This is a genomic window from Confluentibacter lentus, from assembly GCF_002806995.1.
Taxonomy (GTDB): Bacteria; Bacteroidota; Bacteroidia; order Flavobacteriales; family Flavobacteriaceae; genus Confluentibacter; species Confluentibacter lentus.
The window spans coordinates 434,891-458,161 of the sequence record NZ_NIHE01000001.1; the positions used below are offsets into that span (position 1 = coordinate 434,891).

Below are 23,271 nucleotides of genomic sequence, written 5' to 3' on the forward strand. Positions count from 1 at the left end.
ATTACTCATGTATTATGAATAATTCTTTAATTTAGTTGCATGATTTTAGTAACTGGAGGTACTGGTTTAGTTGGTTCGCATTTACTTTACAAGCTTGTAAGGGCTGATGAAAAAGTAAGGGCTATTTATAGGAATGAGCAAAAACTAGAAAATGTAAAAAATGTGTTTTCTACCTATACAGACGACTACAAATCACTCTTTGAAACTATTGAATGGTTTAAAGCTGATATTTTAGATATTCCATCGTTAACCGAAGCTTTTAAAGATGTATCGTATGTGTATCACTGTGCTGCATTGGTGTCTTTTGAACCCAATAAATACCATGCTTTAAGAAAGGTTAATATTGAGGGTACAGCTAATATTGTGAATTTTTGTATTTCCAATAACATCAAAAAATTGTGTTATGTAAGTTCCATTGCAACGTTAGGACATACACTAAATAAAGAACCCATAACAGAGGAAACCATTTGGAATCCTGAGACCGATAACAACGTTTACGCCATTACAAAGTATGGCGCCGAAATGGAAGTTTGGCGTGCCACACAGGAAGGATTAGATGCTGTTATAGTGAATCCCGGCGTTATTTTGGGTGCTGGAATTTGGAATGATGGAAGTGGAAGTTTATTTAAAAAAGCTTACAAAGGCTTTAAGTATTACCCTAAAGGAACGGTCGCTTTAGTGTCTGTTGAAGATGTTGTTTCAATTATGATAGCGCTTTTGAAAAGTGATGTTAAAAACGAACGCTTTGTTTTAGTGGCTGAAAATTGGACTTTCAAGAAGTTTTTACATGTGTTGGCAAAATCCGTAAACAAAACTCCTCCAGAAAAATCAGCCTCCCCTTGGCTTTTGCAAATTATGTGGAGATTGGATTGGCTAAAATATTCGCTAACAGGCAAGCCAAGAAAACTAACAAAACAATTGAGCAACTCTTTATCTAGGGAAACGTATTATAGCAATGAGAAAATAAAATTGGCTTTAAATTTTGATTTTCAATCTGTTGAAGGAACTATTTCTAATATTGGGAAACTCTATCTGAAATAGGTTTAATCAATTTCCCTTTTATATCAGTTTTTGTACTAATCGCTTCTATAGAATCCTTATCCATTAACGATTGCAAAGAATCTTTCGTTCTCTGATCTTTTAATTCTTTTAGCTCTAATGCTTCGTAAAAACTACTAAGAGCTTCCAAACTGTCTTTTACTTTAGTGTAAATTTCTTCGTAATCTTCTAGATGATACGCGTAATAATTATTACTTAAGGCAAACTGTGTACTATCTATGTTATATTTTTTATAAATATATTTCTCAGATTGCACATTATTGCTATCCAGAACTTTTATATCATCTCCCGCTGTTACAGATGCTATGAGCTTTAAATCTATTAAAATATTAACCATTTCTGCCTTAGAAATTAAGTTCTTCGGTTTTTCAGGTTCTTTAAATTGATAGCACGAAACCACAAACAATAAAACAATAGTATATGGAATAAATTTTTTCAACATTATCTATTAAAAGTTAATCGTTTGGCTGCTTTTACATTACTAAATTTAGAATTATTGTAAACCAAACTTCCGTTTAAGAACGTTTGCGTAATTCTAGACTTAAACGTTGTACCTTCAAATGGAGACCAACCACATTTGTACAAAATATTTTCCTTTTTAACCGTCCAAGGATTATTCAAATCTACCACAACCAAATCTGCAAAATAGCCTTCTTTAATAAATCCTCTTTTCTCAATTTGAAATAATATGGCTGGATTATGGCACATTTTTTCTACCACCTTTTCAAGGGAAATCTTTTCTTTATGATACATTTCTAGCATGGCTGGAAGCGCGTGCTGAACCAATGGCCCACCTGATGGCGCTTGAGTGTAAACGTTTTTCTTTTCCTCTATAGTATGTGGCGCGTGGTCTGTTGCAATCACATCAATCCGATCATCTAATAAAGCTTCCCATAATACTTCTCTATCATCTTCTGTTTTAACAGCTGGATTCCATTTTATAAGCGTGCCTTTAGTATCATAATCCTTATCTGTAAACCATAAATGATGAATGCAAACTTCAGCCGTAATTTTCTTGTCCTTTAAAGGAATTTTATTGGTGAATAAATCTGTTTCTTTACCAGTTGACAAATGAAAAACATGTAATCTAGCGCCTGTTTTTTTCGCTAATGCAATCGCTTTTGATGATGATAGATAACAAGCTTCTTCGCTTCTTATTTCTGGATGGTACTTCATGGGAATATCATCACCAAACTTCTCTTTATAAACTTCGAAATTTGCTTTTATAGTCGCTTCATCTTCACAATGTACCGCGATTAACAACTTTGTTTTCGAAAAAATGTTCTCCAAAACCTTAGGGTCATCTACCAACATATTTCCTGTTGATGAGCCCAAAAACAATTTTAATGCTGCGACCTTTTTGGGGTCTACTTTTAAAATTTCATCTAAATTATCATTGGTACCACCAAACATAAACGAATAGTTTGCCGATGATGTTTTAGCAGCTATCTCAAACTTTTTCTCTAATTCTTCTATGGTTGTTGTTTGCGGATTGGTATTGGGCATTTCTATAAAAGACGTAATGCCACCTGCTATGGCCGCTCTAGATTCCGTTTCTATAGTAGCCTTTTGGGTCAACCCTGGCTCTCTAAAATGTACTTGATCATCTATCACGCCTGGTAAAACATATTTACCTTCGGCATCAAAAACAATGACATCGGCAGATTTAGCGCTTATAGAATCATTAATTTCCTTTATATAATTTCCTTCAATTAAAATATCGCCCTTACGTATTGTTCCTTCATTAACAATATGTGCGTTTTTTATAAGTATGGTTTTCATCTTCATGGTCTTAGTACTTTTTAAAAATACTTCTGAGTTTCATGGATATTACACCGAAAATAGCTTCAGAAATAATGCCTTTACTTAACTTAGATTCTCCTTCGGTTCTGTCGGTAAAGATAACAGGAACTTCAATTATTTTAAATTTTTTAAGATAGGTTTTAAACTTCATTTCTATTTGAAACGCATAGCCTATAAACTTGATTTTATTCAAATCCAAAGCCTCTAAAGTCTCCCGTTTATAGCAAACAAAACCTGCTGTGGTATCATTGATTTTCATTCCCGTAATGATCCTTACATATTTAGATGCCAAATAAGACATAAGAACTCTTCCCATGGGCCAATTAACAACATTCACGCCCGTTACATATCTGGAACCAATAGACATGTCTGCACCATCTAAGGCACAGGCATCATATAATTTTATTAAATCTCTGGGATCATGTGAAAAATCGGCATCCATTTCAAAAATATACTTATAGGTTCTGGCTAAACACCATTTAAAACCATAAATATAGGCCGTGCCTAAACCTTGTTTACCATTTCTGGAAATTAAAAATAATTTTCCCGGAAAATCATTTTGAAGTTCCTTAACCTTATTTGCTGTTGAATCTGGAGAATTATCATCAATTATAAGAATATGGATATCATTCGATTGCATATAAACAGCTCTAATAATAGCTTCTATATTCTCAATTTCGTTGTAAGTTGGAATGATGACAATAGCGTCCTTCATATAGTGATGTAAATAAAACCTGATTTTTTAGCAAATGTACATTTTTTATAAGACTCTTTTTTTTAAATATTCCTTAATAATTATATACAATGTGTGAATAATTATAATAATTTTATGGCATGCTTCGAGAGATTACTTCGTATGATTTGTTTACCGTTTTAATGGTTATTGGCTTGGTTTTTATTGCCATAGCTAAGTTAATTTCGCCCAGACGTTTCGACGATTTCATGCTTGTTATAGGAAACTCCAAATACTTAAAAATATACATAAAAGAGCAAAAATTTTTCGATAAATTTGATGCCTTGCTGTTTATTAATTTAATTATCTCAGCTTCTATTTTTGCCTTCTTAATTTACGATTTCACCATTAAACATAACCAGCCATCACCTAATATTATGTTTAAATTGATAGTTGGTATTGGGGTTTTTATTTTGATTAAAGTTCTTTTGGAACGTTTAATTGCAAGCCTCTTCGAAATTGATAAATTGATAGATGATTATCTTTTTCAAAAAATAACCTATAAGAATTATTTAGGCATTTTATTATTACCCATAAATGCATTATTGCTATTTAGTTTCCGTCCTACTTTAAAAATTCTTTACATCATTATCATTTTATTGTTAATTGTTAATATAGTTGGTGTAATTACAACATTTAAAGCCCATCAAAGTTCACTGAAAAGAAACTTGTTTTATTTTATTTTGTATCTTTGCACACTTGAAATTGCACCTTATATCATTTTATACAAAGTATTTAATGCTTAAAAACTACTTGCGCCCATGAAAGTGAAAACCATTTTGGTATCTCAACCAGAACCGAAAATAGAGAATTCGCCTTATTTCGATCTTCAGGAAAAACAAAAAGTAAAAATAGATTTTAGACCCTTTATTCATGTTGAGGGTGTTTCTGCTAAAGATGTTAGGCAACAAAAAGTAGATTTAAATAATTATACAGCAATTATATTAACAAGTCGAAATGCTGTTGATCATTTTTTTAGAGTTGCTGAAGAAATGCGTTTTAAAATTCCGGACACTTTAAAATATTTCTGCCAATCGGAAGCTGTTGCATTTTATTTACAGAAATATGTGGTTTACAGAAAGCGTAAAATATATGTGGGCAAAAGTTCTTTTTCAGAATTGTCTCCATTAATCAAAAAATATAAAGACGAGAAATTTTTATTGCCTAATACGGATAAAGTTAAACCTGAAGTTCCTGACACTTTAAATGCTTTAGGTGTTAATTGGAAACAGGCTATTTTTTATAAAACAGTTATTAGTGACCTCTCTGATTTAGCTGATGTTTATTATGATATTTTAGTGTTTTTTAGCCCTTCAGGAATAGATTCTTTATTTCATAATTTCCCCGATTTCAAACAAAACGAAACACGCATTGCTGCCTTTGGCTCTACAACCATTAAGGCTGTTCAAGATAAAGGTTTAAGAATTGATATTCCTGCGCCTACACCAGATACACCATCTATGACCATGGCTTTGGAAAAATATATTGAGAAGGCCAATAAAGGAAGTAAATAGTAATATATCATAACAATAAAAGAAAAGAGCGATTTCAAATAGGAATCACTCTTTTCTTTTTTATAAATTATTAGTATCAAAACGCATAGCGCTGTGGCCCACCACGTCTTATTTCCTCACTGCAATGCGCTTCAAATTTTTTAAAATTTTCCCTAAAGGCATTGGTTAGTTTAAAAGCTGTCTTGTAATAGGCGTCATCGTTATTCCAAGTTGTCCTAGGACTCAAAACGCTAGTTGGAACGCCAGGACATTCCCTTGGTTGAGCGACACCAAATACGGAATGAATATGGTATTTATCATAGGTATACAATCCTAAACCTCCATTTAAAGCCGCATTAATCATGGCACGTGTATATTTTAATTTCATACGCGTCCCAACACCATAAGGCCCACCAGTCCAACCCGTATTAACCAACCAAACATTTACGCCTGAGGTAATCATTTTTTCGCTCAACATCTCTGCATATTTAGCTGGGTGTAATGGCATAAAAGGTGCGCCAAAACATGCTGAAAATGACGGTTCTGGTTCTACAACGCCTGCTTCGGTTCCAGCAACTTTTGCTGTATAACCAGAAATGAAATGATAGGCAGCCTGACTTGGCGTTAATTTTGAAATTGGAGGCAATACCCCAAAAGCATCTGCCGTTAAAAAGAAAATATTCTTAACATCTTTACCAATGGAAGGTAACTGGATATTTTCAATATGATCGATTGGATAACTTACCCGAGTATTTTCAGTTATTGAGGTGTCTGCAAAATCTACATGTCCCGCAGCATCCAATATCACATTTTCTAATATAGCGCCTTTTTTTATGGCATCGTAAATCTCTGGCTCATGTTCCCTTGATAAATCAATCACTTTGGCATAACAACCGCCTTCAAAATTAAATACTTTATTATCTTTAGTCCAACCATGTTCATCATCTCCAATCAAACTTCTATTTGGATCTGTTGATAAGGTTGTTTTTCCAGTTCCGGAGAGACCGAAGAAAATAGCCGTATCACCGTCTTTCCCCACATTAGCACTACAATGCATAGGTAAGGTTTCTTTAAAAACGGGTAGCGTAAAATTTAATGCTGAAAAAATCCCTTTTTTGATTTCACCAGTATAACCGGTTCCTCCAATTAAAGCTATTTTTCTTGTGAAATCCAAAATAGCAAAATTATGTTGCCGCGTTCCGTCTTCTTGTGGATTTGCTTTAAACCCTGGCGCGTTTATTACAGTCCACTCAGGCGTGAAATGCTCCAATTCTTCTTCTGTAAGACGTAAAAACATATTGTAAGCAAACTGGTTACTCCAAGGATATTCAGTTATAACACGAATATTTGTTTGATAATCCTTATCAGCGCAAGCATAACAATCCCTGACGTATATATCTTTATTTGATAAATAGTCTGAAACTTTTTTATAAAGCTTTTCAAAAGCATCAGAATCAAATGGAATATTCACTGGGCCCCACCAAACACGATCTTTGGTAACATCATCTTTTACAATAAACCTGTCTTTTGGTGATCTGCCTGTGAATTCGCCTGTATTTATGGCTAATGCTCCAGAAGAAGCCTCAACGCCTTGTCCGTTTTTCAAAGCAATATCTTGGAGTTCCTCGGGTGATAATTGATAGTTTACAGTTGCATTTTTAATTCCATGCGTTTCCAACGAAATCGTTTTCGTAAATTGGTTGTAGTTTGCCATAATTTTTTCAAAAATTGAATTATTCTACAAAATTAAAGCTTTACATTAAAGTTTTAAGTTAAAAATATCTAATAATTTGACTTCGCTTTCATCAAATTTATAATTAAAATACCCCAAGAAACAATAAAGCATAATCCACCTATTGGTGTTATAAAGCCAATACTTTTAAAATCAAAACCCGTTAAGTCATTGGTAGCTAGACCGTAAATAGAACCAGAGAATAAAACAATTCCCAAAACAACCAAATAGTAAATAATTTTTTTAGCTTTTTCTGAAATTAATGCCGTTGTCCCAACAAACAATAAAAAAAGCGCATGGTACATTTGATAGCGGACGCCAGTTTCAAACGTTTGTTGCATTTCTGAAGAGATTAATGCTTTTAAAGCATGTGCCCCAAAAGCCCCCAAAATAATACTTATAATTCCTAAAATAGATGCTGTAATTAGTATTTTCTTGTTCATATAACTATAAATTATTAAAGACGAATTTACATAACAGTTATCTCAATTTAAAACAAAAAAGATTTACATTTATAATTATTTTTTAAACAAATGAGAAAAAACAAACTAATTTTTATAAGTTTAATTATAGCCATATTTTTCTCATGCAAAGAAATTGAAATAGAAAGCAAACCTCAACCTTTACATGAAAAAATACTCAATTTCAATTTACCTGATACTTTATATTTTGATGAATTAACTGATGGCCACTTAACATATAATGTAGATTTAGACACGATTAGTCCGCTAGAGATTCATAACAGATATATCTATTTGCATCTTACTGTAGACAAAAAAACCTTAGCATTTGAAGAAATAAAGAAATCCGACAGATTAATACTATTAGATACTGTTGGTAATGGAAATTTTAACTTCAAGCTAAGATTAAAAAAAACAGAAAGAACTATACTGAATATAGCCATTGAAGATATAATTATTTTTAAGCCTAAAATCAATCAAGAAAAAGTAAAAATAAGAACTAACGAAGTAGTTATTAATAAAGTGATGGTTATTGAGGCAGTTAAAAAACAAAGAGAAATATGATTTAGCTATAATATTGAATAATCAATAAAAAATATTCTTTGTTTCAATTTAAAACCAAATACTTACTTTTAAGTTTTAAATTGAAATATATGAAAGCAAAAAACCTAAATATAACCATTGATGGCATTGATAAAAAAATACTCCGTAAACTCATGGAAGATGCCAGAACACCCATTCTTGAAATTGCAAGATTGGTTGGTATTTCTGGAGCTGCCATTCATCAACGATTAAAGAAATTGGAGAAATCGGGGCTAATTTCGGGTTCGCAATGCATTATTGACCATAGAGTTTTAGGCTATAATACACTAGCTTTTGTGGGAGTTTATTTAGATAAAACCATGAGCCATTTGGATGCCGTAAAACTTCTTAAAAGAATTCCTGAAGTTCTGGAATGCCACTTTACGTCTGGACAATGGAGTTTATTTATTAAAGTGACAAGTAAAAATAATGCCCATTTAATGCATATTTTAAATGAGAATATTTTAACTATTTCTGGTGTGTTAAGAACCGAAACTTTTGTGTCGTTAGACCAACAAATTGATAGGCAAATACAGATATAAACAACACTTCGACTGCGCTCAGTGTGACAGTTCAGCAAACAATTTTTTATTACATTTTCATTAACCAAGAACGTACATCGACTTCTTGTTTAATAATGTTTCTTAAATCTTCTATTTTTACACGTTGTTGTTCCATAGAATCCCTATGACGAATGGTTACGGTATTGTCGTTTAAAGTATCGTGATCTACCGTAATGCAAAATGGCGTACCGTTAGCATCTTGTCTTCTATAACGTCTTCCCACAGCATCTTTTTCATCATAATCCACATTGAAATCCCATTTTAAATCGTCCACAATTTGTTTGGCGATTTCTGGCAAGCCATCTTTTTTAACTAAAGGTAAAATAGCTGCTTTCACTGGCGCTAAAACACTTGGTAATTTTAAAACGGTTCTTGTAGTACCATTTTCCAATTCTTCTTCGACCAAAGAATCTGAAAATACAGCCAAAAACATGCGGTCTAAACCAATAGACGTTTCTAACACGTAAGGCACATAGCTTTTATTTTCTTCAGGGTCAAAATACTGTAATTTTTTACCTGAGAATTTTTCGTGTTGCGATAAATCGAAATCCGTTCTAGAATGAATACCTTCTAATTCTTTAAATCCGAATGGGAATTTAAATTCAATATCACAAGCAGCATCAGCGTAATGCGCTAATTTTTCATGGTCATGGAAACGGTAATTTTCATTTCCCATTCCTAAAGATAAATGCCATTTTAATCTGGTTTCTTTCCAATGGTTGTACCATTCTACTTGTGTCCCTGGTTTAATAAAAAACTGCATTTCCATTTGTTCAAACTCACGCATTCTAAAGATAAATTGTCTGGCAACAATTTCATTTCTAAAAGCTTTACCTGTTTGGGCAATTCCGAAAGGGATTTTTAAACGCCCTGATTTCTGTACATTTAAAAAGTTAACAAAAATACCTTGTGCAGTTTCCGGACGCAAATATAAATCCATAGAGTTTTCTGCTGAAGCACCTATTTTGGTACCGAACATCAAATTGAATTGCTTGACTTCAGTCCAATTTCTACTTCCCGTTAAAGGGTCCGCAATTTCCAATTCTTCAATCAGTGCCTTAACATCGGCCAAATCTTCATTTTCCAAGGATTTTGCCATCCGAGAAAGCGTGGCATTTATTTTTTCTTGATATTCAACAACACGTTGATTGGTTGCTAAAAACTGAGCCTTGTCAAAAGCATCACCAAAACGCTTTTCAGCCTTTTCAACTTCCTTATCTATTTTAGCTTCAATTTTAGCGCAATGTTCTTCAATTAATACATCGGCTCTATAACGCTTTTTAGAATCTTTATTATCAATCAATGGGTCATTAAATGCATCCACGTGGCCAGAAGCTTTCCAAGTGGTAGGATGCATGAAAATAGCGGCATCAATACCAACAATGTTATCATGCATTTGCACCATGGCTTTCCACCAATAATCGCGTATGTTTTTCTTTAATTCAGCACCATTTTGGGCATAGTCGTAAACAGCACTTAACCCATCGTATATTTCACTGCTTTGAAACACGTATCCGTATTCCTTGGCATGAGATATTACCTTCTTAAATTTATCCTCTTGATTTACCATGCTGCAAAAATAAAAAAGCGATCCAAACAAATGAGATTGTTTGTTAAAAATTATGTGGTTAACTCATTAATTTTTTAGTTAAGTTTACAAAAGGGTAATTCTTACAATAATTTATGTTGAAATCTTTGATTGATATATTTTTCCCAAAAGTATGCTATTCTTGCCTTAATTATTTAAATGATAATGAAGATACAATTTGTATTTCCTGTCGACACGACTTACCCATTACCAATTTCCATTTTAATAATGATGATACTATTTTAAAAATATTTTATGGTCGTGCTAAGGTTGAAAATGCGACTGCCCTATTTAGGTTTGAGAAAAAAAGCCTTGTGCAACAACTTATACATGGGCTAAAATATAAAGGTTACAAGCAAATCAGTCGTTTTTTAGGTGATTGGTTAGGAGGAGAACTAAGAATTCTAAATAGTTATAAAGACATTGATATCGTAATTCCCGTTCCGCTCCATAGAAAAAAATTAAAAAGCAGAGGCTATAACCAAGTTGCGGGGTTTGGAAAGCAAATAGCAGAATCTCTTAATGCAACATATAAAGATGATGTGCTTTTAAAAATAACCAATACAGCATCGCAGACAAGCAAAAAACGATTTGCGAGATGGAATCAAACGGATGAATTATTTATTATACAAAATTCCACGTCGATTGAAAACAAACATATTCTGTTGGTAGACGATATTATCACGACGGGCGCTACTTTAGAGGCGTGTATTTCGGTTTTAAATCAAGCAAAAAACATCAAAGTAAGCGTAGCCTGTATGGCCCTAGCATAATTTAACCATAAAAAAACAGCAATACGCTTAAAACACATTGCTGTTTTTTTTATGATTTTAAAGATATAAACTTAAGATTTTACTCGGTTAAGTTTTGTTTCGCCCATCTCAGTTTTAGTTGAAATTTCGTCATCTGTTAAAAGCTCTCCCGTAACATTTATTACCATGTCACCATTGAAAGAAAGTGTATAAGAAAACTTTTTGCCGTCAACCTTTCCATTTTCTATGGGCGTGTCGCCAAATTCTGTTTTCAAAGCCCCTGTTAACTTATCACCTTCAACTTTAAAAGTGTAAGCCAATTCAAATACGCCGTTTGGAGATTCTGCGGTACCTTTCCAGTCTCCATCTATCTTACTTTGGGCGAATGTGGTGAAGCACCCAGCAAGAAATAATAAAATAAAAATTTGTTTTTTCATAATAGTTATAGTTTAATTTGTTTTGAAATTTATAAATAAATTCCGATTCTGGTATAGTTAAACAAATTTATTTCACTCGAGCAAGTTTCATATCGCCTCTTTCACTTTTAATAACAATTTCATCATCACTAACAAGTTCCCCTGTGTTTTCGATAGACATGTCATTAAAAGAAATACTGTACGAAAATTTATTTCCGTCAACTTTTCCGTTTTCCAATGGAGATTCACCAAATTGGGTTTTCCAGATTCCGGTAAGTTTTTCGCCTTCAACTTTGAATGTATAATTTAATTCGAATGTTCCATTTGGTGTTTCGCGAGTACCTTTCCAGTTACCGTCTATTTTGCTTTGTGCAAATGTGGAAAAGCAGCACACAAAAAATAATAGTGTTAATAGTTTTTTCATGATTATTGATGTATTAATTTGTTTGTGAATATAAAAAACCTCAAATAAGAAGTTCCTATTTGAGGTTTAAATAAATTTTAAATTATTGTACCCTGGTAAGTTTCATCTCTCCTCTTTGGGTTTTAATAACGATTTCGTTATCGCTAACCAATTCGCCATTGTTCTCAATAGTCATCTCTCCAAAAGACATGGTGTAAGAGAATTTATTACCATCGACTTTTCCGTTCTCAAGTTGACTTTCTCCTCTTGGAGTTGTAGAAGTTCCCGTAAGTTTGTCGCCTTCAACTTTAAATGTGTAATTTAATTCAATAGTGCCATTTTGTCCTTCACGAGTACCTTTCCATTTGCCATCGATTTTGCTCTGTGCGAATGTTGCCATGCTTCCTACAAAGAATAATAGGATAAAAATTTGTTTTGTCATAATTTTAAGTTTAATTGTTGTTAAAATGAATTTATTATTGTTGATTTTTTCAATCTTATGTTAGACTTAATCTATCTGTAATAGTTTAATTCATAGTACAATATATTTCTTTTTTAATTTAGCAAATTAAAATACTAAAAATTTCTAATCAACAAATTTTCATCCTAAAGGTTTTATCTCAAAATCTTTAAAATAATGTAAATTTGTGTAAAATTTAATTTTGCAATGAATTCAATTATTAATATTTTTAAAAATGCTTAAAACTCAAAAGTATTTATCAAAATTTTTATTCTATTCCCTATTTTTCCTCTTAGTAATTACTTCATGCGTTAAAAAAGAAATGACCATGGCTGAACACATTAAAAAAACAGCCAAAGAACAGTTTTTTGCACATGAAAATTTTTATGCTGCATCAGCTAGAGTTCTGTATTTTGATAGTATTTCTAAAGTAGCTCCAGCAAATCAGAAAGATAGTTATGATTTAAAAAAAGGTGAAGCGCTTTTATATGCTGGGAAAACAAAAGATGCTATCAAAATTTTAGAAGTTTTGTGGGAGAAAAGCAAAAAGGGTTTATTAACATATACTTTAAATACTAATGAAGAAGAAAGTATTGGCCCCTTATTGGCGATTGCTTATATGAGATTAGGGGAACAAGAAAATTGCATCCATCATCATGATGCATCGGCCTCTTGTATCGTCCCCATTCAGGCAAACGGCTTCCATCATTTACAAGAAGGCTCACGAAAAGCAATCTCACTATATGAAGAATTTCTTACTTACAACTCACACGATTACGCCAGCCGTTGGTTATTAAATGTTGCTTACATGACATTAGGCGAATATCCATCTGGCGTTCCAGAAAAATGGCTAATCCCTGAAAGTGCATTTGAATCTGAATATCCATTAAAAAAATTCGATGACGTTGCCCCTAAATTAGGCTTAAATGTCAATGAACTCTCTGGTGGTAGTGTGGTAGATGATTTTAATAATGATAACCTGTTGGATGTAATGGTTTCTAGTTGGTTTCCTACGCACCACCTAAGATATTTTGTAAACAATGGCGATGGCAGTTTTACTGAAAAATCTAAAACAGCAGGCATTATGGAAACTGGAGGCGGATTGAATATGGTGCAAGCCGATTATAATAATGATGGCTTTTTAGATGTTTTTATTTTAAGAGGCGCTTGGATGGGGACTTCGGGCAAACAACCCAACTCTTTGTTGCGAAATAATGGTGATGATACCTTTACAGATGTAACTATTGAAGCTGGTTTGTTATCATTTCACCCAACCCAAGCTGCGGTTTGGGCTGATTTTAATAACGATGGTTGGCTAGATTTATTTATTGGAAATGAATCAGAGCCAAATGATATCAATGAGAGTGAGTTATACATAAATAATAAGAATGGTACTTTTTCTAAAAACACATTAAGTGCAGGACTAACTATAAGTGAAGACAAAAACCCTAATTTTATAAAAGGGGTTGCTGCGGGAGATTTTAATAATGATGGTTGGATGGATATTTATGTTTCTACCGTTCGTCCAACAAGTAGAAATTTATTATTTATAAACAAAGGTGTTGATAAAAAGGGCAACATTACATTTGATGAGATAGGAACCAGCGTTGGATTGGATGAGGCCTTTTCTAGTTTTCCTACATGGTTTTTTGACTATGATAATGATGGTTGGCTAGATATTTTTGTAGCTGGCTATGATCGAGTGGGGTTAAATTCAATCGCATCCGAAATTGTTAAGGAATATTTAGGGGAACCTTATCGAGCAGAAACCTTACGCCTTTTTAAAAACAATAATGGTGTTTTCACCAATGTCTCTACAGAAATGGGACTAGACCGTATTGGATATGCTATGGGAGCCAATTATGGTGATTTAGATAATGATGGCTTTTTAGATATTTATTTAAGTACCGGAGAAGTTAGCTATCAATCCATTATTCCTAATATAGTATTTAGAAACAATGCTGCCGAAAACTTTCAAGACGTAACAACCGCTGGTGGTTTTGGAAATATACAAAAAGGGCATGCTGTATCTTTTTCTGATATTGATAATGATGGCGACCAAGATATAAATGTTGTCATGGGAGGTGCTTTTGAAGGCGATAATTTCTTTAATTCTTTATTAAAAAACCCTTATCAAAATGAAAATAATTGGCTAACAATTAGATTAGAAGGGACAAAAGCCAACCGTTCCGCCATTGGAAGTAGAATAGAAGTAACCACTATGGAAAATGGAAAACAACGCAAAATCTATCACACCATAAGTTCTGGAGGTAGTTTTGGTTGTTCCACTTTAAGAGCTGAAATCGGTTTAGGTAAAGCTTCAGAAATAATCCAAATAAAAATAATTTGGGCTGGTAGTCGTACGCAACAAATATTTAAAAACATCAAATTAAACTCATTCTATAAAATTGTCGAGGGGAATCCACAACCACAACATATTAATTTAAAACCTTTAGATATCTAGAAAATTTATTGATGTTTACCGCGTTATACAAAACAAACTTAACCCTTACGTTATATCTCTAAAATTATGTAGGTTTGTGCAAAAGTTTCATTTGGCAATGAATAAGACCCTTTCAAATTTCATCTTAATAGTTTTTATAAGCGCTCTTTTTATAAACTGTGCCAATCGTGGCAATCCTGAAGGTGGGCCAAAAGACCTTGACCCTCCTAGAATTATTAAAACAGAGCCAGAAAATTATTCTATCCATTTTAATGGTAAAGACATTAAAATTTATTTTGATGAATATATTAAGATAAAAGACATACAAAAACAGCTTATCATTTCTCCCCCAATGAATACGCCACCAGAAATAATACCTCTTGGAAACGCGAGTAAATATATCAGTATTAAAATTTATGACACCCTACAACCTAAAACAACATATGCCTTCAATTTTGGAAATAGTATAACTGATAATAACGAAGGTAATCCTTATCCATATTATAAATATGTCTTCTCTACGGGAGATTATATAGATTCTCTTTCGGTTAAAGGCTCTATATTGGATGCTGAAAAACTAGCTCCAGATACGTTTGTTTCTGTGATGTTGTACGAAGTGGATTCTACATTTACTGATTCCGTTATTTACAAAAACCCACCTAAATATATTACCAATACTTTAGATAGTGTTACTACTTTTTCAATAGACAATGTAAAAGCGGGCAAATACATGTTGGTAGCCTTGAAGGATGAAAATAACGATAATAAATTTCAGCAAAAAACTGACAAAATAGCCTTTCATAAAAACTTTATAGATGTCCCAACAGATTCGCTCTATACATTAAAACTTTTCAAAGAAGCTACTAACTTTAATGCAACTAGGCCACTATTGGTTGCTGGTGAAAAAATTGCTTTTGGGTATGAAGGTGATTATAAAGACATAAAAATTACTTTAAAATCTGATGTACCTGAAGATTTTACATCCAGAATTACTAAAGATATAAAAACCGACACACTTTATTATTGGTATCAGCCAAAATTAGAATTGGATTCTTTGGTTTTTAATGTATCTAAAGATGATTTTAAGCAAGATTTTGTTGTAAGACTAAAAGATAATAAAAGAGATACTTTAGCAATTAATACAACCCCCCGTGGTGGTATTGGATATGATGAGGATTTTCAAATTTCTGGCACAACACCTTTTAAATCTTTTGACATTTCTAAAATTGCTATTACAGATAAAGATTCTACGCAAGTTACTTTTACTTCGGCATTTGACACCATTAAAAACGCATTATCATTAAATTTTAAAAAAACCGAAGAGAATACTTATAATATAAGTGTGTTGCCTGAAACTTTTACAGATATTTTTGGAAATACAAATGACTCATTAAATTATAAATTAGTGACTCCCAAAAAGAATACTTTTGGTTCTTGGAGATTACAATTACTAAATGCGACATACCCTGTTATCGTTCAGTTGACTAATGACAAAGGAGAGGTTAAATATGAAAAATATTCTACAATGCAAGAAGATTTAGATTTCTTGAATTTAGTCCCAGGGAAATATCTTATTAGGGTTATTCATGATGCTAATGGCAATAGAAAATATGATACCGGAAATTATCTCAAAAAAATCCAACCTGAAAATTCAAGTCATTTCGAAATCAACACCCCTGTTAGAGCAGATTGGGACGACATACATCCTATTGAATTCCTCAAACAGTAAACATATCCATATCATCCAAAAACCGAAGCTTATTTCTATAAAAATTGATGTGGTTTTTATCTAAATCCACTATTTCAATATGCTCTTTATTTGGCTTAATGGGTGTGATGTTATTACCTAACACATCATATACTGCAGAATGTCCACAATATTCGTTATGGTCTTTATCTTCCCCAACCCTGTTCACACCTACACAATAACTCATGTTTTCAATAGCACGTGCTTTTAATAAGGTATCCCAAGCTAAAATTCTAGGTTTCGGCCAATTGGCAACATAAATTAAAGCATCATAATTCTCAGCATTTCTTGCCCAAACCGGGAAACGTAAATCGTAGCAAATTAATGGGCAAATCTTCCACCCTTTGTAATCTATAATAATTTTTTCACTGCCAGAAACAAATACTTTGCCTTCACCTGCGAGCGTAAACGTATGGCGTTTGTCATAATGTGTTACAGCTCCAGAAGGTTCTACAAAAAGCAATCGGTTATAAAATTTATTGTTTTCAGAAACAATTAAACTTCCCATGATAGCCGCATTGGTTTCGGAGGCTGTTTTTTTCATCCACACAACTGTTTTTCCATCCATGGTTTCTGCTACTAAAGAAACATTCATTGTAAATCCCGTAGTAAACATTTCTGGAAGTACCATAATATCTACACTATCACTTATGGTTTCTATTTTTTCAGAGAAATTTTTACGATTCTCTTTAGGGTCTTCCCAAACCAAATTAGATTGTATTATGGCTACTTTAAGTTTGTCTTGCATGTATTAAAAGTAATTGTTTTTAATTATTAAAACATTTAAAATGAATGATTTTTTCAATTATTATATGTAAAAATCTCATTATTAAAAAAGCCAATCATCTTCACTTTATTAAAAATGTTATTAGACAAACAAAAGTAAGTTTCTAAAAATTAACATAATTAAAATTTTAAAATAATAGTAATAGGATATTTACTAATAATATAATTTTAAATATCAATAAATACAAATGCTTTATATTTTAAAAACAGTTTGTTAATGTTTATATTTTTAATCTACAAATCAAAAAAAATGACTATTTTTCTGGCTTAAAGTCCCTTTTAAGACAAGCTCTATATTAATGTACAATTGATTATGATTAATAGCACATCATAACATCAATATATAACTTCAATCATCGTATATTAATGTAGTTTGAACGTTAAAATAATATATAAATTCCTACTTATAAAAAATTGTGTATTTTTGAGTTTAAAATTTTAATTGTGCTATCATGTTAACATTTATCATTCCTGTAAAAAGCAAAAAGGTTTCTAATTCTTGGGGGTATTTTTCTAAACTTTTTGAAAGAACCCTTAAATCTATATGTAACCAAACCTCCGATAAATTTAGGGTCGTGGTTGTTTGTCATGAGAAGCCTGACACAGATTTTGCACATTCTAATCTGGAATTCATACATGTGGATTTTGAACCACCCCTACTTACCCCCGAAACTAAAGATAAACATGATGGGTTAAAGGAAGAAGACAAAGCCAGAAAAATATTGGCAGGCTTGGACTATATAAAAAAATATGAACAAGACTATGTTATGGTTACTGATGCGGATGACTGCATCTCCAATAAAATTGCGGCTTATGTTGATGAGTATAAATCAGAAGATATATTGGGATGGTATTTTAAAAAAGGATACATTTACCGTGAAGGTGATAAGTTTATTTCCTTAAATAAGGAAAATTTTAATACACTTTGTGGCACATGTATTATTGTAAAACCAAATCTTATAAATCATATATTTAAACAAAAGCCACATTTATTATATGTCCACCAAACTATCAAATTAACCGATGATAAAGCTTTAAAACCATTCCCTATTCCAGGCTCTGTATATAGTATGGGAAATGGAGAAAATCACTACATGTCTACTAGTATGATTAAAAACCTTAATTCAACCAATCTTTTTAGTTTAACTATGATTAAAAGTATTATTAGAAAACTAAAAAAATATCGGGTAAAAACCCTCAATACAAAAATTAAAAGTGAATTCGGAATTTACCATGTAGAATACAAATAGAATACCAATCTATGATCTAATAAAAATAATCAAATTAAGATATGTTACTAAGTTTAGTGGTCCCTACATATAACGTGGAAAAATTTATTGGAAATTGCCTTCAAAGTTTATTGAATCAAGACATTCCATCAAACGACTACGAAATTATTGTCATTAATGATGGCTCTACAGACAATAGTTTATCAATTGCCTCAGATTATGCAAAAAATAATAAAAACATTCATGTACATACTCAAGAAAATCAAGGGCTGAGTGCTGCAAGGAATAAAGGTATCGACCTTGCTAATGGAAAATATATTTACTTTATTGATTCAGACGATTATGTATCAAAAAATTGCTTAGGCTACATCTTAAGATTGTTGGAAACCCATCAATTGGATGTATTATGTATCCGATATAAAAAAGTTCCAGTACTTAATGATTATGAAGCAAGTAACATACATACAATTAATAATGAAAAAATTGACGTTGTTGATGGCATTAACTATATAGCACAAAACAATTATTTAAATAATGCTTGGTGGTACTTTATTAATCGTGATTTTTTGATAAAAACAAAATTAATTTTCCCCGTGGGAAGATTTGTTGAAGACGCAAATTTTACAGCGAACCTATTTTCATATTCAAAAAGAATGGCATCTTCTTCAATAGACTTCTACCGATACTATATAAGACCCAATTCTATAATGAGAACAAAAACAGCGGCGCACAATTTCAAGATGATCTCTGATTACGAAAAGAATGTGTATGATTTTGACACTCAACTAAAACGATTGGAAAAAGTAGACCATCCAAAAATATCTGCATGCAGAGCCCGTTTAAAAACTAGACAGCAAAGCTTTGTTTTCTTCATGCTTGTTAGAATGACAAAATCAGATATCGAAATATCCAAAATCAAGGAAAAACTGTTTGAATTAAAAAAAATTAATGCTTATCCGCTAGATGAATTTTTAGGAAAGGATTATAATGGTTTTAATTATTTATTCATGTCGTTTATTTTTAATTCAAAATATTTAATATCGCCAACCATAAAAATATATCGGATATTTCGTAAATTAATTTAAAATAAACCATCAATATTCCTGCTTTCTCAGGAAAGATAAGATTAAACAATATTCATCTTTTTCAATAAAAATGAGGCATTCATGTTTTTACAAATGCCTTCTTTCAATTTATAGTCGAAATAAAGTTCATCGTTAATAATTTCAGCATCAAAATAGTAGTTTTTAACTTCATCAAGTTCATTTTCAATAGCGCATAAACTTAAATCGTGTGTCGCAATAATGCCTGTAGCATGGGAAGCTACCAACTTTTCGACGAACTTTCTAGATCCAATCGCTTTATCGGTGCTATTGGTGCCTTTTAAAATTTCATCCAGTACAATAAAATAAGGTTCTTGTTGAATGGCATCCACAATATATTTTAAACGTGTTAATTCTGAAAAGAAATACGAACTATCATCGGTTAAAGAATCGGTTGTTCGCATACTTGTTATCAGTTTTACTGGTGAATAGCCACTCGACTTCGCACAAACTGGCAACCCTACATTTGCCATAACAATATGCAAAGATATTGTTCTTAAAAAAGTACTTTTACCTGCCATGTTAGCACCTGTTACTATAAAAAATTGTTCATTATTTATGCTAACATCGCTGTCTACACGTTTCTCTTTTTTAAGTAAGGGATGCCCTAAACTTTCAGCTTTTATAACCGTTCCTTTTTCTATTATTTCGGGGAAAACAAATGCTGGGTGATTAAAAGCAAAGTTTCCTAAAGAATTGTAAGCATCAAAAAAGGATACCACTTCAAACCATTCGGCTACTTTATTGGCGTGTTCTTCAATCCATTTCTCAATATGAAAACTGTTTTTTATATCCGAAAGGAAAAGTCCGTTTCCAAAGATTGCTGAAATCAAATTATTTCTATTATCCAAAGCATCTAACGCCTTTGAAAGTTCTGTGAAAATAGCAGATGCTTTTTTACCTTCTTGCTGAATTTGTTGTTGTTTTTGTTGTAATAACTCAGAAGAAAACGATTCGTTCTCAATTAAATCCAAAAGCAAAGCATATTGTCTAAAGGTATCTTTAACCTTATCTGTGTTAGTTGACAACGCATTTATTTTTTTCACATAAATTCCACTAATACCTAAACCTAAAAGCAACCAATAACCAATAATGGCTTGATTTGTTATGATATTAAAGAATATCAATCCAAAAATAACTAGTGATGCTATAGAGAAACCCATAGGCAGCCAATTCGCGAATTTTGGTAAAAATACTTGGTAATTTTTTAACCACGTTATAATTTGTTTTACAGGCGTATCAACATGAACAAAACTGGATTTTGCCGTATAAAACTGTCGCCATTCTGGTTTAGAACTGAGTTCTTTTATGGCTTGCTGTCTCGAAACAATGTCTTCTATATTATTAGCTTTTAAAGCATTGGCTAACACTTCAGAACCTTCCTTTATGGTGGTTCTGTTTATAAATTGAAAAAAAGAACCTCGTCCGAATAAATCAATGTCTAAGCTATAAAAATGGGTTGGGTCTTGAAACTCCAATCCATCTTTTCTATTATGAAAATCGCCCGAAGCAATGATGATTTCTTCTTCATTAATTTTTACCAAGGCTTCATTAAAACGCCATTCCGTTTTTATATCATTGTATTTAGATAACAAGTAAAGAAACAGCGCAATTCCAATCACTGCAATAAGAACGGCCACTTGCCATTGTCCGAACACAAGATAAATACCATAAACCGTTAAAACAAAAACCAAAAGCCGGTACAAACTTAAAGCAGTCATTTTTTTATAAAGTTTGCTTACCTCTGCCTTATAACTTTCTAAATGTTTTTGGTAATATTCTAAAGGATTATTCATTCTTAATTTTCAATACAAATTATACAAATAAAAAAGCCCCGAAAAATTCAGGGCTTTGTAAAACTTTAATTTTTTTAATCTCTTGAGCCACCAAACACTTGGAATCCCCAATATACTAAGTTCGCTAGTGCACCAATAGCTGCCACTAAATAGGTTCTAGCTGCCCATTTAAGTGCCTCTTCAGAGCCCGCATATTCTTGTTGGGATACCATATTTTTGTTTTTTAACCAAGCCAATGCACGGTTACTAGCGTCATATTCTACTGGTAATGTGACAAAACTAAATAATGTTGCAAATCCCATCATTACTAAGCCTGCTACGGCAACCCAATATCCAAAACCAAGACCAGCTGCAGCTCCTAACATCAATCCACCAAAAACAATCCATTGAGACATCCCAGAGGTGACACTTACAATCGGCACCAAAGCAGAACGCATTTTTAACCATTCGTATGCTTTGGCATGTTGTACCGCATGACCACATTCGTGAGCTGCCACTGCTGCTGCTGCTGCATTACGGTGGTTATAAACCGATTCACTTAAGTTAACCGTTTTATTTTTCGGATTATAATGGTCTGTTAACTGCCCAGGAGTTGAAATAACCTCCACATCATAAATACCATGGTCTGCCAGCATTTTTTCGGCAATTTCTTTACCGCTCATACCATTACGCAATTGTACTTTAGAGTATTTTTCAAACTTTCGTTTTAATGTACTGCTGACTAACCAACTTACAAGTGCAATCGCACCTATTAATATATAATATCCAATCATTTCTTTTTATTTTAAAATTAATTTACGAAATAAATATAGCAATAATAACGCCAATTATACAATATGAAATTTTGTCAGATAAAAATAGTTAGGATGCCGAAAATTCCAAATTAAATGTTTCAGCAATTTCTTTGTAAACAATCTTTCCATTCACAATATTCAATCCTTTATTTAATGGCGCACTATTTTGACAAGCTTGTACCCATCCTTCGTTTGCTAATTTAATAACGTAAGGCAAGGTGACATTGGTTAACGCTACTGTAGATGTATAAGGAACGGCTCCGGGCATGTTGGCAACACAGTAATGCACTACATCATCAATAATATATGTAGGATCTTCATGGGTGGTTGGCCTAGTAGTTTCAAAACAACCACCTTGATCGACCGCCACATCTACGATGACGGTTCCGGGGCGCATGTCTTTAAGCATGTCCCTCGTGATTAATTTAGGCGCTTTGGCGCCTTTTATTAATACGCCACCAACAATTAAATCTGTTTTTGGTAAATGCCTTCTAATATTATATTCACTTGAAAACTCAGTATTCACATTTGGAGGCATAATATCTGAAATATACCGCAACTGATTCATATTAATATCCATAATAGTAACATTGGCTCCTAATCCAGCAGCCATTTTAGCAGCCTGAATACCCACAATGCCACCACCTAAAACCAACACATGTGCTGGAGGTACTCCCGGAACACCTCCCAACAAAATACCACGTCCTTTAATGGGCTTTTCCAAATATTTTGCTCCTTGTTGAATGGACATTCTTCCAGCTACTTCAGACATGGGGATTAATAATGGCAACGAACCATTGGCATCTTCAACCGTTTCATAAGCAATACAAATAGCATTGCTTTTTATCATCGCTTGAGTTAGTGTTTCACTAGAGGCAAAATGAAAATAGGTAAATACCACTTGATTGGGCTTAATAAGACTATATTCCGTTTCAATAGGTTCTTTAACCTTAACAATCATATCTGCCACAGCATAAACCTCATCAATGGTCTCAAGAATGGTGGCACCAGCCTTGATGTAATCTTTATCGAAAAAACCACTTCCAAAACCTGCATTTTTTTGCACGTAAACCGTATGGTTTCTTTTAGTTAGTTCAAAAACGCCAGAAGGCGTCATGCCTACCCTGTTTTCATTATTTTTAATTTCTATGGGAACGCCAATTTTCATCTGTAAAAATTATTTGCTTTTTTAATGGTCAGATGCCATGCGCCAACTATCCTCTTGATAAGATTCAAGATTTGTTATGGCTCATTTCATAATTATTTAATTTTTTGAATAGTCACTTCATTGCAAAATTAAAATAATAGATTGAGAATAATGGAATATA

Annotated in this window: 23 protein-coding genes; 10 read left to right on the forward strand and 13 right to left on the reverse strand. The window is 32.5% G+C overall.

Translation table 11 applies throughout. The features are described 5' to 3' along the window. Nucleotides 1-39: 39 nt before the first annotated feature. The gene (locus CDH50_RS01875) at nt 40-1,041 is read left to right on the forward strand and encodes an NAD-dependent epimerase/dehydratase family protein (RefSeq protein ID WP_100610183.1); all 1,002 of its coding nucleotides are present in this window, start codon (nt 40-42) and stop codon (nt 1,039-1,041) included. Here the strand turns inward: CDH50_RS01875 and CDH50_RS01880 are convergent. The 3 genes from CDH50_RS01880 to CDH50_RS01890 are packed head-to-tail and all read right to left on the reverse strand — an operon-like array spanning nt 1,013 to nt 3,577. Beyond that, nucleotides 1,013-1,501, reverse strand: coding sequence for a DUF4296 domain-containing protein (locus tag CDH50_RS01880; protein WP_100610184.1), 489 nt, complete (start codon nt 1,499-1,501; stop codon nt 1,013-1,015). The two genes, CDH50_RS01875 and CDH50_RS01880, sit on opposite strands and share 29 nt — an antisense overlap. Then, nucleotides 1,501-2,841: a dihydroorotase gene (locus tag CDH50_RS01885; RefSeq protein WP_100610185.1), complete on the reverse strand. Its 1,341-nt coding sequence runs from the start codon at nt 2,839-2,841 to the stop codon at nt 1,501-1,503. Before CDH50_RS01885 ends, CDH50_RS01880 begins: the two co-directional genes overlap by 1 nt. A 10-nt stretch (nt 2,842-2,851) precedes the next feature. Further along, nucleotides 2,852-3,577 (reverse strand): polyprenol monophosphomannose synthase, encoded by a 726-nt coding sequence (locus CDH50_RS01890; RefSeq protein ID WP_100610186.1) that lies wholly within the window; start codon nt 3,575-3,577, stop codon nt 2,852-2,854. A gap of 119 nt (nt 3,578-3,696) precedes the next feature. Here CDH50_RS01890 and CDH50_RS01895 point away from each other — a divergent pair, with 119 nt between their 5' ends. Both CDH50_RS01895 and CDH50_RS01900 read left to right on the forward strand, forming a co-directional pair. After that, on the forward strand, nt 3,697-4,341 hold the full coding sequence (locus tag CDH50_RS01895; protein WP_100610187.1) for a DUF4271 domain-containing protein: 645 nt from the start codon (nt 3,697-3,699) through the stop codon (nt 4,339-4,341). A 15-nt stretch (nt 4,342-4,356) separates the two neighbouring features. Beyond that, nucleotides 4,357-5,109 (forward strand): uroporphyrinogen-III synthase, encoded by a 753-nt coding sequence (locus CDH50_RS01900; protein ID WP_100610188.1) that lies wholly within the window; start codon nt 4,357-4,359, stop codon nt 5,107-5,109. Between the two features lie 76 nt (nt 5,110-5,185). On the opposite strand, the gene pckA is transcribed toward CDH50_RS01900, so the two are convergent. Next, nucleotides 5,186-6,802 (reverse strand): phosphoenolpyruvate carboxykinase (ATP), encoded by a 1,617-nt coding sequence (gene pckA, locus CDH50_RS01905; protein ID WP_100610189.1) that lies wholly within the window; start codon nt 6,800-6,802, stop codon nt 5,186-5,188. 68 nt (nt 6,803-6,870) lie between these two features. Beyond that, complete coding sequence (locus CDH50_RS01910) at nt 6,871-7,263, reverse strand: DUF423 domain-containing protein (RefSeq protein ID WP_100610190.1); 393 nt, start codon at nt 7,261-7,263, stop codon at nt 6,871-6,873. 90 nt (nt 7,264-7,353) lie between these two features. On the opposite strand from CDH50_RS01910, the gene CDH50_RS01915 reads away from it, so the two are divergent. Both CDH50_RS01915 and CDH50_RS01920 read left to right on the forward strand, forming a co-directional pair. Next, nucleotides 7,354-7,845: a hypothetical protein gene (locus tag CDH50_RS01915; RefSeq protein WP_100610191.1), complete on the forward strand. Its 492-nt coding sequence runs from the start codon at nt 7,354-7,356 to the stop codon at nt 7,843-7,845. 89 nt (nt 7,846-7,934) lie between these two features. Continuing rightward, nucleotides 7,935-8,405: an Lrp/AsnC family transcriptional regulator gene (locus CDH50_RS01920; protein WP_100610192.1), complete on the forward strand. Its 471-nt coding sequence runs from the start codon at nt 7,935-7,937 to the stop codon at nt 8,403-8,405. Nucleotides 8,406-8,454: 49 nt separating this feature from the next. On the opposite strand, the gene CDH50_RS01925 is transcribed toward CDH50_RS01920, so the two are convergent. Further along, complete coding sequence (locus CDH50_RS01925) at nt 8,455-9,996, reverse strand: glycine--tRNA ligase (protein ID WP_100610193.1); 1,542 nt, start codon at nt 9,994-9,996, stop codon at nt 8,455-8,457. A gap of 125 nt (nt 9,997-10,121) precedes the next feature. Between CDH50_RS01925 and CDH50_RS01930 the strand changes: the two genes are divergently transcribed. After that, nucleotides 10,122-10,787, forward strand: coding sequence for a ComF family protein (locus tag CDH50_RS01930; RefSeq protein ID WP_317044644.1), 666 nt, complete (start codon nt 10,122-10,124; stop codon nt 10,785-10,787). A gap of 71 nt (nt 10,788-10,858) precedes the next feature. Here CDH50_RS01930 and CDH50_RS01935 read toward each other — a convergent pair whose 3' ends face one another. From CDH50_RS01935 to CDH50_RS01945, 3 genes are all read right to left on the reverse strand, one after another. After that, nucleotides 10,859-11,203 carry a hypothetical protein gene (locus CDH50_RS01935; RefSeq protein ID WP_100610195.1) on the reverse strand — a complete coding sequence of 115 codons (345 nt, stop codon included), beginning with the start codon at nt 11,201-11,203 and terminating at the stop codon, nt 10,859-10,861. Between the two features lie 67 nt (nt 11,204-11,270). Continuing rightward, nucleotides 11,271-11,606, reverse strand: a complete 336-nt coding sequence (locus CDH50_RS01940; RefSeq protein WP_100610196.1) for a hypothetical protein — start codon at nt 11,604-11,606, stop codon at nt 11,271-11,273. An 82-nt stretch (nt 11,607-11,688) separates the two neighbouring features. Continuing rightward, on the reverse strand, nt 11,689-12,027 hold the full coding sequence (locus CDH50_RS01945) for a hypothetical protein (RefSeq protein ID WP_100610197.1): 339 nt from the start codon (nt 12,025-12,027) through the stop codon (nt 11,689-11,691). 346 nt (nt 12,028-12,373) lie between these two features. Here CDH50_RS01945 and CDH50_RS01950 point away from each other — a divergent pair, with 346 nt between their 5' ends. Both CDH50_RS01950 and CDH50_RS01955 read left to right on the forward strand, forming a co-directional pair. Next, complete coding sequence (locus CDH50_RS01950) at nt 12,374-14,509, forward strand: CRTAC1 family protein (protein WP_198513420.1); 2,136 nt, start codon at nt 12,374-12,376, stop codon at nt 14,507-14,509. A 97-nt stretch (nt 14,510-14,606) separates the two neighbouring features. After that, complete coding sequence (locus CDH50_RS01955; protein WP_100610199.1) at nt 14,607-16,217, forward strand: Ig-like domain-containing protein; 1,611 nt, start codon at nt 14,607-14,609, stop codon at nt 16,215-16,217. Here the strand turns inward: CDH50_RS01955 and CDH50_RS01960 are convergent. Further along, a complete protein-coding gene (locus CDH50_RS01960; protein ID WP_100610200.1) occupies nt 16,207-16,983 on the reverse strand; it encodes an amidohydrolase in 777 nt (258 codons plus the stop codon). The genes CDH50_RS01955 and CDH50_RS01960 overlap by 11 nt on opposite strands. Before the next feature lie 490 nt (nt 16,984-17,473). Here CDH50_RS01960 and CDH50_RS01965 point away from each other — a divergent pair, with 490 nt between their 5' ends. Both CDH50_RS01965 and CDH50_RS01970 read left to right on the forward strand, forming a co-directional pair. Further along, entirely contained in the window at nt 17,474-18,271 is a 798-nt protein-coding gene (locus CDH50_RS01965) for a glycosyltransferase family A protein (RefSeq protein WP_100610201.1), read from the forward strand. A gap of 41 nt (nt 18,272-18,312) precedes the next feature. After that, the gene (locus tag CDH50_RS01970) at nt 18,313-19,335 is read left to right on the forward strand and encodes a glycosyltransferase family 2 protein (RefSeq protein WP_100610202.1); all 1,023 of its coding nucleotides are present in this window, start codon (nt 18,313-18,315) and stop codon (nt 19,333-19,335) included. A gap of 41 nt (nt 19,336-19,376) precedes the next feature. Here the strand turns inward: CDH50_RS01970 and CDH50_RS01975 are convergent, their stop codons facing one another. From CDH50_RS01975 to ald, 3 genes are all read right to left on the reverse strand, one after another. Next, nucleotides 19,377-21,149: a MutS-related protein gene (locus CDH50_RS01975; RefSeq protein ID WP_100610203.1), complete on the reverse strand. Its 1,773-nt coding sequence runs from the start codon at nt 21,147-21,149 to the stop codon at nt 19,377-19,379. A 74-nt stretch (nt 21,150-21,223) separates the two neighbouring features. Beyond that, nucleotides 21,224-21,922, reverse strand: a complete 699-nt coding sequence (locus CDH50_RS01980) for a zinc metallopeptidase (protein ID WP_100610204.1) — start codon at nt 21,920-21,922, stop codon at nt 21,224-21,226. An 88-nt stretch (nt 21,923-22,010) separates the two neighbouring features. After that, nucleotides 22,011-23,111 (reverse strand): alanine dehydrogenase, encoded by a 1,101-nt coding sequence (gene ald / locus CDH50_RS01985; protein WP_100610205.1) that lies wholly within the window; start codon nt 23,109-23,111, stop codon nt 22,011-22,013. Nucleotides 23,112-23,271 lie beyond the last annotated feature (160 nt).